At 64.4% G+C, this 13,459-nt stretch carries 14 protein-coding genes; 2 read left to right on the forward strand and 12 right to left on the reverse strand.

Translation table 11 applies throughout. The features are described 5' to 3' along the window. The 5 genes from ACX1DW_RS06200 to ACX1DW_RS06220 are packed head-to-tail and all read right to left on the reverse strand — an operon-like array spanning window position 1 to window position 4,514. Entirely contained in the window at window positions 1-768 is a 768-nt protein-coding gene (locus tag ACX1DW_RS06200) for an SDR family NAD(P)-dependent oxidoreductase (protein WP_200599695.1), read from the reverse strand. Then, window positions 765-1,193 (reverse strand): nuclear transport factor 2 family protein, encoded by a 429-nt coding sequence (locus tag ACX1DW_RS06205; RefSeq protein WP_458993010.1) that lies wholly within the window; start codon window positions 1,191-1,193, stop codon window positions 765-767. The genes ACX1DW_RS06200 and ACX1DW_RS06205 overlap by 4 nt, the downstream gene beginning before the upstream one ends. Continuing rightward, window positions 1,190-2,620 (reverse strand): deoxyribodipyrimidine photo-lyase, encoded by a 1,431-nt coding sequence (gene phrB, locus ACX1DW_RS06210; RefSeq protein ID WP_458993011.1) that lies wholly within the window; start codon window positions 2,618-2,620, stop codon window positions 1,190-1,192. Before phrB ends, ACX1DW_RS06205 begins: the two co-directional genes overlap by 4 nt. Next, complete coding sequence (locus ACX1DW_RS06215) at window positions 2,617-3,552, reverse strand: MerR family transcriptional regulator (RefSeq protein ID WP_458993012.1); 936 nt, start codon at window positions 3,550-3,552, stop codon at window positions 2,617-2,619. Before ACX1DW_RS06215 ends, phrB begins: the two co-directional genes overlap by 4 nt. Window positions 3,553-3,554: 2 nt before the next feature. After that, window positions 3,555-4,514, reverse strand: coding sequence for a YbgA family protein (locus ACX1DW_RS06220; protein WP_458993013.1), 960 nt, complete (start codon window positions 4,512-4,514; stop codon window positions 3,555-3,557). Window positions 4,515-4,829: 315 nt separating this feature from the next. Between ACX1DW_RS06220 and ACX1DW_RS06225 the strand changes: the two genes are divergently transcribed. Further along, window positions 4,830-5,732, forward strand: a complete 903-nt coding sequence (locus tag ACX1DW_RS06225; protein WP_102841209.1) for a TIGR01777 family oxidoreductase — start codon at window positions 4,830-4,832, stop codon at window positions 5,730-5,732. An 82-nt stretch (window positions 5,733-5,814) separates the two neighbouring features. After that, window positions 5,815-6,840 (forward strand): ferrochelatase, encoded by a 1,026-nt coding sequence (hemH, locus tag ACX1DW_RS06230; RefSeq protein WP_208218342.1) that lies wholly within the window; start codon window positions 5,815-5,817, stop codon window positions 6,838-6,840. Between the two features lie 54 nt (window positions 6,841-6,894). Here the strand turns inward: hemH and ACX1DW_RS06235 are convergent, their stop codons facing one another. The 7 genes from ACX1DW_RS06235 to folE all read right to left on the reverse strand — a co-directional run bounded on the left by ACX1DW_RS06235 (window position 6,895) and on the right by folE (window position 13,414). Beyond that, window positions 6,895-9,534 (reverse strand): EAL domain-containing protein, encoded by a 2,640-nt coding sequence (locus ACX1DW_RS06235; protein ID WP_458993014.1) that lies wholly within the window; start codon window positions 9,532-9,534, stop codon window positions 6,895-6,897. A 144-nt stretch (window positions 9,535-9,678) separates the two neighbouring features. After that, entirely contained in the window at window positions 9,679-10,119 is a 441-nt protein-coding gene (locus tag ACX1DW_RS06240) for a PAS domain-containing protein (protein ID WP_102841206.1), read from the reverse strand. A 76-nt stretch (window positions 10,120-10,195) separates the two neighbouring features. After that, window positions 10,196-10,723: a DUF3833 domain-containing protein gene (locus ACX1DW_RS06245; RefSeq protein WP_458993015.1), complete on the reverse strand. Its 528-nt coding sequence runs from the start codon at window positions 10,721-10,723 to the stop codon at window positions 10,196-10,198. Beyond that, the gene (locus ACX1DW_RS06250; RefSeq protein ID WP_458993016.1) at window positions 10,720-11,958 is read right to left on the reverse strand and encodes an MFS transporter; all 1,239 of its coding nucleotides are present in this window, start codon (window positions 11,956-11,958) and stop codon (window positions 10,720-10,722) included. The genes ACX1DW_RS06245 and ACX1DW_RS06250 overlap by 4 nt, the downstream gene beginning before the upstream one ends. After that, complete coding sequence (locus ACX1DW_RS06255; protein WP_444816906.1) at window positions 11,955-12,476, reverse strand: chalcone isomerase family protein; 522 nt, start codon at window positions 12,474-12,476, stop codon at window positions 11,955-11,957. The genes ACX1DW_RS06250 and ACX1DW_RS06255 overlap by 4 nt, the downstream gene beginning before the upstream one ends. Before the next feature lie 9 nt (window positions 12,477-12,485). Next, window positions 12,486-12,857 (reverse strand): dihydroneopterin triphosphate 2'-epimerase, encoded by a 372-nt coding sequence (gene folX / locus ACX1DW_RS06260; RefSeq protein WP_102841203.1) that lies wholly within the window; start codon window positions 12,855-12,857, stop codon window positions 12,486-12,488. After that, complete coding sequence (gene folE, locus ACX1DW_RS06265; RefSeq protein WP_063543190.1) at window positions 12,857-13,414, reverse strand: GTP cyclohydrolase I FolE; 558 nt, start codon at window positions 13,412-13,414, stop codon at window positions 12,857-12,859. Before folE ends, folX begins: the two co-directional genes overlap by 1 nt. Window positions 13,415-13,459 lie beyond the last annotated feature (45 nt).

A 13,459-nucleotide genomic window follows, 5' to 3' on the forward strand; every position in this document is an offset into this window, starting at 1 on the left:
TTATCCTTCCTTGAGCTGCGAGCGGGCCATTCGCCGGCCCAGGGCGAGTTGCAGGCGCGCGGGCAGCAGTGAGAGCAGGCGCAGGCCGCCGATGAATACAGCGGGGAAGCTGATGTTCAGCGGGCGACGCTCCAGGCGCCTGGCGATATGCCGCGCGGCCTTTTCGACCGGCCAGCGCAGGGGCATCGGGAAATCGTTGCGGCGGGTCAGCGGGGTGTCGACGAAGCCCGGGCTGACCAGGGTGACATCGATCCCTTCGCCGGCGAGGTCCAGGCGCAGGGATTCGAGCAGATAACGCAGCGCGGCTTTCGAGGCGCCATAGGCGCCAGCCCGCGGCAACGGTAGCCAGGTGACCGAACTGCCGATGCCGACCAGTTGTGGCCGCACGCCCCGGCGCAACAGGGGCAGCGCGGCTTCGATGCAGTACCCGGCCGAGATCAGGTTGGTCTGAATCACGCGCTCGAGCAGAGCTGCTTCGAAATGCTGTACCTCGATGTACTCGCAGGTGCCGGCATTGAGGATCACGCTGTCCAATGCGCCCCAATGCGAATCGATGGCCGCGCCGATGGCACGTACCTGCTCGAGATCGGTGAGGTCGCCGGGGAGCGCCAGGACCTGCCCCGGATAGCGCCGGGCGAAGGCCTCGAGTGGTTCCGCGCGACGCGCCGACAGGGCCAGGCAATGACCAGCGGCCAACAGCTGGCGCGCAAGTTCCTGGCCGATGCCACTGCTGGCACCGGTCAGCCAGATACGGCGTGACAGGTTCATGCGAGTCTCCGCTGCAGCCAGCGTATGGCGCTGCCGAGCAGCGGCACATGCTGATAGATGAGCGCACCGGCATCGAAGTAGTCGCGGTGCCGCTCGACCTTGCCTTCGGCGTTCCAGCGCAACAGCGAGCAGCCTTCCAGGCTGATCAGCCGGCCCCGATTGAGCCGCGGATGGCGGTAACTCATGACCCAGCGCAGATAACCCTGGCCGTCTGCGACCAGATCATGGCCGATGAACTCGAAATGCAGCTGCTCGACGTTGGCGTACAGCTCGCTGAAATAGCGCTGCAGTTCATCCAGACCGCATACCTCGTGCAGCGGGTCGGTGAAATGCACATCAGCGCTGTACAGGTCCGCCAGGCGCTCGAGATTGCCCGCGTTCAGGCGGGCGAATTCTTCTGCGAAACGTTGCAGGAAGGCGCTCATGGCCGACCCTCCGGCAGGTTGCGGAAGGCATCCAGGGCGCGCGCGCGGCTTTTCCCCAGATCGACGATCGGCGTGGGGTACTCGATGACCCCGAACAGGTTGTGGTGCGTGGCCGGGCTGTGAATGTCCCGGCGGCTCAGGTGTTGCAGCTCAGGCAGCCAGCGACGCAGGAACTGCCCGTCCGGATCGAAGCGCTGCGACTGGCTGGTGGGGTTGAACAGGCGGAAGTAGGGCACTGCATCCGTGCCGGTGGACGCGCTCCACTGCCAGCCGCCATTGTTGGCGGCCAGGTCGCCGTCGATCAGGTGGCGCATGAACCAGCGCTCACCCTCACGCCAGTCGATCAGCAGGTTCTTGCTGAGGAACATGGCGGTGATCATGCGCAGACGATTGTGCATCCAGCCGGTTTCACGCAGCTGGCGCATGGCGGCATCGATGATGGGAAAACCGGTGCGGCCCTGCTGCCAGGCTTCCAGCTCGTACGGGGCGCGCCGCCAGGGCAGCGCCTCGGTTTCCGGGCGGAAGGCGCGGTGCATCGACACCCGTGGGTAGCCCACCAGGATGTGTTTGTAGAACTCGCGCCAGAGCAGCTCGTTGATCCAGGTCGTGGCACCGCTGGCGCCGCTGACCAGTTCGCCCTGGTTGTAGCAGAGCGCGGCATGCAGACACTGGCGGATGGAAATCACGCCGGCCGCCAGATAGGGCGAAAGCTGGCTGGTGCCCGGTTCGGCCGGCAAGTCGCGGCGCTGGTGGTATTGCTCCAGGTCGTCTTCGACGAACGAGGCCAGGCGGCGCTGGGCGAAGGTCTCGCCGGCCGGCCAGAGCGCGCGCAGATAATCGGTCGGCGGCGGGAAGCCGGCCACTGCCGTGGGTAGCGGATCGCTGACGATGGGCAAGGGTGGCTGAGCCGCCGGTCGCGGGATACAGAGCGGTGGCGAAACGCTCAGCCGCGCCAGGCAGGCCTTGCGGAACTGGCTGAACACCTTGAAGTAGCCGCCGGACTGAGTGCGCAGCGTGCCTGGCGCGAACAGCAGCTGATCCAGATGCCGACGCAGGCTGACGCCGGCGCCCTGCAGGCGCTCGGCCACTGCCTGGTCGCGGTGCTGCTCGTTGACGCCGTACTCGTCGTTGCAATGCACGCCCTGCACGCCCAGCTGCTGACAGACCCTGAGCAGGGCGTCGGGAGCCGCCGTCCAGTCGTCCACTTCACGAATCAGCAACGGCACGTTGAGTGCGTGCAGCTGCTCGGATAGCGCGACGAGGTTGCGCAGCCAGAAATCCACCTTGCACGGGGCGTCGTCGTGGGCGAGCCACTGGCACGGTGTGATCAGGTACAGGGCGACGGTCGGGCCGGCTGCCATCGCAGCGGCCAGCGCGGTGTTGTCGCTGACGCGCAGATCGCTGCGCAGCCAGAGCAGCTGGGTCATGATGAACGTCCTTCACTACCGGGCAGCAGGCCGGCTTCATGCAACTGCTGCAGTGCGCCGAGCGGGTGATCGGCCAGTAGCAGCTCGCGGTGGCGGCGCAGTTCAAGCGCGTGGATGTGGGCAGCCGGCCCGGTCAGCAACAGCGGCGCGGCACTATGTTCGAGCAGGCGTGGCAGTTGGCGCTGCAGGCAGTCGCCAGGCAGCGCCTTGCTGGCATGCAGGAGCACGCCGCGTGGCCGCATGCGCTCCAGCGCCAGGGACAATTCGGTCAGCGGAACCGGCCATTCCACGACATCCACCGGGCAGTCGGTGCTGGAAACCAGCCAGGCGGCTATCCAGAGATCGGGGCTGAAGGCTTCTTCGTCGAGGTTGACGATCAGTAGCGGCCGGCCGGCCTGCTGGCGGTTGTTGAAGTAGATGCGCGTGCCCAGCTTGCTGCGCAGCCAGGAGCTGAACATCGCCCGCTCCAGCGCGGCGCCGTACTGCCCCTGCCAGCGCAGGTCGAGCCGATCCAGCAACGGATGCAGCAGGTGTTGGCATAGCGTGCGTGGCGGATACAGCGCCATGGCGCGATTGAAGGCATCGTCCAGCTGCCGTTCGCTGAGGCGTTCGATGGCCTGCAGCAGTTCGTCCAGTAGCTCCGACCACTGGTTCGCCTGAGGCAGTTCCGGGGGCGTGCTGGTGTCCAACAGCGGCTTGATCTGGCTGACCGCCACGCCGCGGTTGAGCCAGGTGAGGATGTCGCGGATGCGCTGAATATGCGCCTCTTCGTACAGCCGATGGCCCTTGGCGGTGCGCAACGGCACGATCAGTCCGTAACGCCGCTCCCAGGCGCGCAGGGTCACGGCGTTGACACCGGTGATGCGGGCGACTTCGCGGATCGGCAGCAGGCCGTCCGCAGTCATCTGGCTCTGGTCCAGTGGTTCGGGCATGGTCAGATTCCGTTGCGCAGGCTGAGGCTTTCCGGGTGCGGTTGCAGGTAGGCCTGGCGCGCGATGTAGTGATCGGGATGGCGGCGGAAGTGGTGCTTGAGCAGCGTCAGCGGCACCACCAGCGGAATCACCCCGGCGCGGTATTGATCGATGAGGTGGCGCATCTCGCGGCGATCCTCGGAGCCCAGGGCATCCTTCAGGTAGCCGCTCAGATGCAACAGCACATTGCAGTGTGTGCCGCGGGTGGCAGGCTTCTTCAGCGCCTGCATCATCTGGCTGAAGTAGCGCGCGGCGAATTCGTCCAGATCGTGCTCGGCCAGGTTCGCCACCAGCCGGCCGAGGGCCTTGTACTGCAACGGATTGCTGGCCATCAGCTGGTACTTGTACCGGGAGTGGAAGTCGACGATGGCGCGGCGCGTCAGTCCACCGTGCAGCAGTCGCTGCCAGTCGGCGTAGGCGTAGACGCGGGTCAGGAAGTTCTCGCGCAGCACGGCATCGTTCAGCCGGCCGTCTTCCTCTATTGGCAGGTCCGGCCGCGCTTGCATCAGCGCCTGGACGAACACGCCGGTGCCGCCACCGGGCAGGGTATGGCCGTTGGCGGCATAGACCTTCACTCGCTCCATGCCGCAGGACGGCGACTTCTGCATCAGGATGTAGCCACTGATGTCGTGCAGCTGTTCGGCGATCTGCCGGCCATAGGCGGCCAGTGCATCGGTCACGTCCAGCTCGGGTCGAACGGTGCCTACCGCCCGCGGCGTTTCGGTGTCACCTACCAGCCGAATAGGCTCGCGCGGCGTACCGAGCCCAATAGCCACTTCAGGGCACACCGGCACGAATTCGAAGTGCTGTGCGAGGGTTTCGCTGCACAGACGCGATTCCTTGTGGCCGCCGTTGAAGCGCACCGGATTGCCCAGCAGGCAGGCGCTGATTCCGATCTTGGGCGTGGGGAGTGTGGTGTGCATGACGTACCTCACTTGTACAAACAGGATTGATGTACAACTTGAGGTCATCATATTGCAGGTGTTGTACAAGTCAATATCAGATGTACAAGTAACCTGTATTTCCTGTACAAAGTAACCATCGAACACGTCTGGAACCGCCGTCCCGTCTTCGCTGGAGCGATTTGGCGAGGGCCGGTCTTGATCGGAAGACGGGTCTTGAGGCGGCGAAAGGCAGGGGTGTGAGGGCTAAAGTGCTGTACGTTTGCCTTCGTCTGTATAGGTGTATGCTGAATGTAGCTGTCCGTTGGGCGCGGCTGCATCGCACAGGAGCTCACCATGAATATCTTGTTGACTGGCGGTACCGGACTGATTGGCCGAGCACTTTGCCGGCGCTGGTTGGCGGAGGGGCATCGACTGTGGGTCTGGAGCCGTACGCCGGATCGCGTCGCCCGGCTGTGCGGCGCCGAGGTCCAGGGCGTTGGCAGTCTTGAACAGCTCGACAGGGTGCCGCTGGACGCAGTGATCAATCTGGCCGGGGCACCGATCGCTGATCGGCCCTGGACCAAGTCACGCAAGGCGCTGCTTTGGGATAGCCGAGTGAAGTTGACCGAGCAATTGGTCGACTGGCTGGGCAAGCGTGAGCAGAAGCCGGCCGTGCTGATCTCCGGCTCTGCAGTCGGTTGGTACGGTGACGGCGGCGAGCATCGCCTGACGGAGGCCGATCAGCCGGTCACCGCGGATTTCGCCAGCCAGCTGTGCAGCGCCTGGGAGGAGCGGGCGATGGAAGCGTCGGTGCTGGGCATCCGCGTGGCGCTGGTGCGTACCGGGCTGGTCCTCGCTCGCGACGGTGGCTTCCTGAAACGGCTGCTACCGGCTTTCAGGCTGGGGTTGGGCGGGCGTCTGGGCAGCGGCCGACAGTGGATGCCCTGGATCCATATCGAAGATCAAATCGGTCTGATTGATTTTGTTCTGCGGCAGCCGACCGCTGAAGGCCCCTACAATGCCTGCGCTCCGGCGCCGGTGCGCAACGCCGACTTCACCCGCAGCCTTGGGCGGTGCCTGCATCGGCCGACGTGCTTGCCGGTGCCGGCGGTTGTGCTGAAGGCGACCCTCGGGGAGCTGGCGGGTTTGTTGCTCGGTGGCCAGCACGCGCTGCCGAAAAAGCTGCAGGACGAAGGCTACCGCTTTCGCTTCGCCGAGCTGGATCAGGCGCTTGCCGATCTCTTGACGCATCGCTGAACGCGGGTCCCTGTGTGAAAATAGCGCGCCTGCCGCTTGGAGCCGGGCGTCAATCCTAATCATCAGTCGTTGGAAAAGTTGCATGACAGAGCAGGCGTTGTTGTTGGTCAATCTGGGTTCGCCGGCCTCCACGGAAGTCGCCGATGTACGCCGCTACCTCAACCAGTTCCTGATGGACCCCTATGTGGTCGATCTGCCCTGGCCGCTGCGGCGCCTGCTGGTTTCACTCATTCTGATCAAGCGCCCCGAACAATCGGCGCATGCTTACGCCTCCATCTGGTGGCCGGAGGGGTCGCCACTGGTGGTGCTCAGCCGACGCCTGCAGGAGGCGGTCCGTCCGCACTGGACGCAGGGGCCGGTGGAGCTGGCGATGCGTTACGGCGAACCTTCCATCGAAAGCGCACTGAAGCGCCTGGCGGCCCAGGGCATCACTCAGGTCACCCTGGCCCCGCTGTATCCGCAGTTCGCCGACAGCACCACCACCACGGTCATTCAGGAGGCGCGACGGGTCGTCCGCACACATGATCTGGGCGTGCAGCTGTCGATCCTGCAGCCGTTCTATGAAGAGCCCGAGTACCTCGAAGCGCTGGTGGCCAGCGCCCGTTCGTACCTTGAGCAGCCGTTCGATCACCTGCTGCTGAGTTTCCACGGGTTGCCGGAGCGGCACTTGCACAAGAGCGATCCCACCGGCGCGCACTGCCTGAAGGGCGACGATTGCTGTCAGCGCGCCGAAGGTGAAGTGCTGGCCAGCTGTTACCGCGCACAGTGCATGCGTACCGCGGCGGGCTTCGCCGCTCGCGCCGGTCTGCGCGACGATCAGTGGTCGGTGTCCTTCCAGTCGCGTCTGGGCCGCGCCAAGTGGATCGAGCCGTACACCGAGACACGTCTCGACGAGCTGGCGCAGCAGGGCGTGAAGAAGCTGCTGGTGATGTGCCCGGCATTCGTTTCCGACTGCATCGAGACCCTGGAGGAGATCGGCGACCGCGGGCGTGAGCAGTTCATCGAGGCCGGCGGCGAGGAACTGGTGCTGGTGCCCTGCCTGAATACCCATGAAGACTGGGTGCAGGCACTGGTCAATCTCTCTGGCCGTGCGCCTCTCGCGCTTTGAGACCGTGTCAGAAGGCGCCCGCCCGGGCGCCTTTTTACTACCTGGCGGCGCCGCTCAGGCCACGTGATCGATGAACATTCGCTCGAACTCGTCCATCGCCATCGGTCTTCCGAACAGATAACCCTGAAAACGGTGACAACCGTTGCCGAGCAGCACTGCCCGCTGTGCCTCGCTTTCGACCCCCTCGGCGATGACTTCCAGCCCAAGCCCGGCTGCCAGGGCGCAGATGGCGCGTACGATGGTCAGGCTGCTGGCATCTTCGGGCAGGCCGCGAATGAAGGTCTGGTCGATCTTCAACTGATCCAGCGGCAGCTGCTGCAGATAGCTCATCGACGAATAGCCGGTACCGAAGTCATCGATGGCGAAACGGATGCCGTGCTGCTTGAGCTGCGTCATGCGGGCGATCGCCTCGGGCATGTTGTCCAGCAGCAGGGTTTCGGTCAGTTCGAGCTTGAGCCTGGACGGATTGGCACCACTGCTTCGCAACAGTTCGAGCAGGTTGGCGACGAAGCTGTCCTGATAGAGCAGATGGGCGCTCAGGTTCACTGAAAGGGTAAGCCCGGCGAACGCCGGTTGTTTCTCCCAGAGTGCCAATTGTTCGCAGGCCTTGCCGAGCACCTGTTGGTCCAGCGCATGGATCAACCCGGCGTGTTCGGCCTGGGCGATGAATGCACCGGGCGCGAGCAGCCCGCGCTGCGGATGCTGCCAGCGCACCAGTGCCTCGGCGCCGACGATGCCCGCGCGCTGTTCCAGCTGGGGTTGCAAGTGCAGGATGAACTCGCCGTTCTTCAAGCCCTGGCGGATCTCATCCTCCAGGCGCAGACGCTCCTGCACGGCCAGTTGCATGCGCGGGTCGAAGAAGCGCAAGGCGTTCTTGCCGGATATCTTGGCTTCATACATCGACATGTCGGCGCGTTTCATCAGCTCGTCGCTGGTGCTGCTCTCCGTGCCGAACAGCACCACGCCGATGCTTGCGCTGCTGTAGAGACCGAGGTTGTCGATACGGTACGGTCGATCCAGCGAACTGAGCAGTTTCATGCCGATGTGTTCGGCCTGTGAGGCCGCCTGTAACGGGTCGGGGCCGAGATTCTCGAGCATTACCACGAACTCGTCGCCGCCCAGTCGAGCCACGGTATCGCTGCCGCGGACCTCTTTGTGCAGGCGCTCGGCAGCCAGGCGCAGCACCTGGTCACCGGTCTGATGGCCATGCAGATCATTGATGTTCTTGAAGTTGTCCAGATCGATGAACATCAGGGCGCCGAGTTCGCCGTTTCGCCGGCTGGCGGCCATTGCCTGGTGCAGCCGATCCAGCAGCAGCCGACGATTGGGCAGGCCGGTGAGTGGGTCATAGAAGGCGAGGTTGTGAATGCGCTCTTCGGCCGCCTTGCGATCGGTGATGTCGGTGAAGGCGGCCACATAGTGCGTCACATCGCCAAGAGAATTGCGCACAGCGCTGATCGTCAGCCACTCGGGATAGATCTCGCCGCTCTTGCGCCGATTCCAGACCTCGCCTTCCCAGGCGCCGGTCGTCTCGATGCTGGACCACATCGCTCGGTAGAACTCGCGGCCGTGCTTGCCGGAAGCGAGCAGGGCGGTGGTCTTGCCAATGGCTTCTTCGGGCGTGAAGCCGCTGATACGCGTGAAAGCGCCGTTGACGCGCAAGATCCGGTTCTGCGCGTCGGTGATGAGCATGCCTTGCTGGGACTCGAAGGCAATCGCCGCAATCCGCCGCTCCAGTTCGGTGTTGAACCGCTCGGTGATGTCGCGGCTCAGCCAGACGACTGCGCGCTTGTATCCTGGCGGTTGCTCCAGAGGCAGCGCGCGACCTTCGAACACGCGCTGACCGACCCGTGTCGGCAGGCTGTATTCCATTAGTTGAGGCGTGTCGCTTTCGAGCGTCTGCTGGATGAAGTCAAGAAAGCGCTGCTGCTCTGCCTCTGGCATCACTTCTTGCACGTTCTTGCCGCGCAACCGGATGGCGTCGCCATACAGCAGGTTGCGTTCGGAGCAGATGACCTCCAGGCAATGGCCGTCCTCGTCGACCACCAGCAGCGGATCGGGGATTGCCTGGCCGATGGCGCGCAGCCGCGCTTCGCTCAGCCTGAGTGCCTGTTCGATCTGGCTGCGTTCGAGCAGGTCCTTGAGCAGTACGCCGAGGATTGCGGTCGCGAGGGGCAGAGCCAGCAGTACCGGCACGGCGATTTCTCGCACCGCAGCGGGCCCGAGGTCGCCGGGTGCCATCAACGCTACCAGCGCCAGCACACCCAGATGCAGCAGCACGCCGAAGGCGAGCAGCTGCCAGAAGCCGATGCCGAACAGGCGCTTGCTATACGCGCAGCAGTACGCCAGCCCGAGCGCGATCGGCAGCAGAATATTGGCGATTCCCGGGACTACGCCGGGCCCGCCGAGCCACAGGCGGTAGGCGGCCGCCAGCGTGCCGGCGATGGCAGCCACCAATGGCCCGCCAAACAGGCCGGCCATGCTCAGCACCACGGTGCGCGCGTCGAGAATGATGCCGGTCTCGCTGACGCTGGTCATCAGCATGCCGATGATGCAGGCACTGCCGAACCAGAGCCCGGCAAGCAATTGTGCAGAGAGCTGACCGCTCCGGTTCCAGCTGCGGGTGGTGAACGCGAGCAGCCAGCAGAGAGCGAGCAGCATGACCGCGTTTTGTACAACGGCATTTAGGGTCAAGACATCATCCTAGGGTATGCATACCCACATCAGGATTGGTGAAATGGCTATCTGCCATTATTCCACAGTCAAGCGACCGGACGATCACTACTAAAGAAGGAGGTCGCGCCGCCGAGGCTCGGCGCGACGGGGCGTGCGGTGGGGTCAGGCTTGCGCGAGCTGCGCCTTGAGTTCGCGGATCTCGGCCTCGAGTGCTTCGACCCGCTGCAGTGCGTCCACCTCGGCGGTGACGTCCTTCTGGATGCCGATGAAGTACGTCAGCTGATCGGCCTCGTTGAACACTGGCGTGATGGAAAGCTCATTCCAGAACGGTGTGCCGTCCTTGCGGTAGTTGCGGATGATCTGACGGCACGGCTGGTTGTTCTTCACCGCCTCGCGGATGGCCTGCAGGCCCGGCTGGTCGCGGTCGTCGCCCTGCAGGAAGCGGCAGTCGCGGTAGAGGATATCGTCCACCGCGTAGCCGGTCAGCCGCTCGAACGCCGGGTTGGCGTAGATCAGAATGTTGTCGTCACCCTCCTGCTCGGCGACCACGATTCCATCGTTGGAGGCTTCGATAACCAGTTGCAGCAGTTTGGCGTTGATCATGTGGCGACATCCTGAAGGGTCATGCGGCGCATTCTAGAACAACTTGACTCAATCAGTGCCCTGCCATGCGGCTCGTTCAATCACCGCGCTTGCGGAAGAACAGCGTGACCTGGCCCACCTCAACGCCGAACTTGCTCATGAACGAACGGTTGGCCAGCGTGTTTTCGTCGATCAGGTACATCCAGTCGTCCAGGTGTACGTCGTAAACCTTGCCATCCACCGGCAGGCTGAGTACGTAGCGCCAGCGCAGGGTATTGCCGGCCACTTCACCAACGGCTTCGCCGACGACGTCTGCAGCCGTGCCGCGCCAGTGTCCGGGGCGTTCCTCGGTCAGGGTCCAGACGCGTTGCTGGGTGGTGCCGTCGCTGTAGCGAAAGTGTTCGTCGAGGATCAGCTTGTCGCCATCGAGGCTGCCATCGATCTCGACATGAAAGCGCTTGACCACCTCGCCGGAGCGCTTCTGGAACATGCCCCAGGCATCCACCGTGCCGACGAAGTACCGGCGCAGATCCAGCTGCGGTTCCTCGTTGCGGTAGTGTTCGACGTCGACGGCGGTGCAGCTGAGCAACATCAGGCAGCAAGCCAGGATCAATAGCTTTTTCATGGTTGCGTTTCTCCGCAGGGCAGGGATGTGAGCAGCCGCGCCGCCAGCAGCTTCAGCAGGCAGGGCAGGCCGGCGTAGACCAGCGCAAGGTTCCCGCCGGCCGCAGTGCCCGGTTGGTAGTCGCTTAGCGCCAGCAATGGCAGAGCGAGACCGGCGAGTGCCAGCGCCAGCTTGGCGAGAAAGCTCCACAGGCCGAAGTAGGCAGCGGTCGAGTCGCGCTCATCGACCGGGATGATGTCGGCCAGCAGTGCCGGTGGCAGCGCCAGGTCCGCCCCGAGGGCGAGGCCGGAAAGGATGCATACCGCCCCGTAGGCCCACGCGGAACCGGGTTCCAGCAGCACCGCCCAGATAAACGCGGCGCAGGCGGTGAGCATGCCGATCCGCCAGCTGCGTCGTTTGCCGATGCGATCGGCCAGGCGGGTCCAGAGCGGCAGACCCAATGCGCCGCTGATGAAGTACAGCGCCAGGAACAGCCCGGTCAGTCGCGCCAGTTGCAGGCGATCGGCAATGAAGAAAAGCGCCAGCGTGGCGGGAATTGCCACGGCGACCGCATTGATGAAATACACGCCCGCCAGCCGTCGAAAGGCCGGGTTGCGCAATGGCTGTCGCCAGTTGCCAGTATCGGCGCGTACGGCTCGCTGCGGTCGAGGCGCGGCGAACAGCAGCGCTCCGGTGCCGATGTAAAGCAGTACGGCGAAGGTCACCGCGAACGCAGCGAGCCCGGTCGCCATGCCGTATCGATTCGCTATCGCGCTCGGCAGCACGCTGGCCAGCACCACGCCGAAAAGCCCGGCGCCTTCGCGCCAGGCGGCGACCCGGGTCCGAGTGTTGGGGTGATCGGATAGCCGCGCGCCCCAGGCCAGATAGGTGATGTTGACCAGGCTGTGCAAGGTGTAGGTGAGTGCCAGCAAACCACCCAGCCATGCGGCGAGCGCGAAGGTGCCAAGGCCGCCCGGTGGAATCAGCAGGGCCGCCATAGCCAGGCTCAGCAGCGCGGCGGCAGCGGCGAGCAGGGCGGTCCAGCCGCGCGGCGAGCGGCGATCGATCAAGCGACCGAGCCAGGGGTCCTGCACGGTGTCCAGCAGCCGCGCAAGGAACAGCACGGCACCGGTCAACGTGAGCCCAAGCCCGAGGTCCGCTGCATAGAAATTCGGCACCAGCACGTAGATTGGCAGCATGGCCATCGCCAGCGGCAGGCCGAGTACGCCGTACGCTGCCAGCGCCCTGTTCTTCACGGCTCACCCAGCAAGCTGCGCCGCAGTTTCTGGTCGCGGCTGCGTGGATCGAGCCAGATGGCGAAGAAGGCATCGGCGAATAGCGGATCCCTCACCTCGTGGTGCAAGCGGTCGTTGACGTAGAACCGACAGCCCTGGCCGGGCAGGTAGACCCCGGTGATGCGTTCGCCCGGCGTGACGTCGACGAAGGCCTGCTGCATCTCGACACGCCACTGGCGAAGCTGCGTGGAGTCGAGCGTTGCGCCGGCCAGCCTCTGGATTTCTTCCAGACTGGTACGAACGAAGTCGTCACGGCTGATGGCGCGGTGGTAGGTCAGTTCCAGGGCGAAGGGCGTCTGCGGTCGCAGCGGGCTCGTGGGGCTCCACAGTCGTGCATCGTAGATGCGAAAACCGAAGAAGCGCAGCTGGCCTTCGCCCACCAGCCGGGCGTCGGGCAGCACCTCGCGCCAGCTGGCTGACGCGACGGCGGGCAGCAGCCACAGCGTGCAGAGCAGGGCGATCAGCGGGCGGCGGCTCATGGCACGGGCTCAGCGGCTTCCCGCCAGGGTTATCGATACCGAGTCGGCGAAGCGCAGCGCATGGGGCTTGTCGACTTCCACCTCGGCGTAGCACACCGCTGGGTGCGCCATCACCAGGTCGAGGATTTCCTGGGTCATGCGCTCAAGCAGGGCGAAACGGTTCTGCTCGACATGACGAATGATCGATTTGGTGATGGTGCGGTAGTTGAGCGCCTGCTCGATGTCGTTTTCACGCACCGCCTCCACGGCGCCGTAGAGAATCGTCAGATTGATCAGCACATCCTGTCGGTTGAGGATCTCGTCCTCGTTGATGCCGATGTATGTACGCAGGCGCAGGTCCTTTACGCGAATGCGCGCCATACCGGGTTCCAGGCGCGGCATCACTGGCCCCGCCCGATCAGCTGGAGGAATTCCATGCGTGTGTTGCAGGAGCTGCGGAAGGCGCCGAGCATCACCGAGGTGTTCATCACCGAGTTCTGCTTCTCGACGCCGCGCATCATCATGCACATGTGCTTGGCCTCGATGACGACCGCGACGCCAGCCGCGCCGGTGACTTCCTGGATGGCCTCGGCGATCTGGCGGGTCAGGTTTTCCTGGATCTGCAGGCGGCGGGCGAACATGTCGACGATCCGCGCGACCTTCGACAACCCGAGCACGCGGCCGGTAGGGATGTAGGCCACGTGTGCCTTACCGATGAAAGGCAGGATGTGGTGTTCACACAGCGAGTAGAGCTCGATGTCCTTGACGATCACCATCTCGTCATTGTCCGAAGCGAACAGCGCGCCGTTGACGATTTCCTCAAGGCTGCGCTGGTAACCACCACACAGGTATTGCATGGCCTTGGCCGCGCGCAGCGGGGTGTCGCGCAGGCCTTCACGCTCCGGGTTCTCGCCGAGGCCGGACAGTATTTCGCGGTAGTGACCAGATAGATCGTTCATGACGAATTCCTTTGTGGAAAAACGCGCTTGCGTTGGTGGGCACGC

Source organism: Stutzerimonas sp. KH-1 (genome assembly GCF_054483855.1).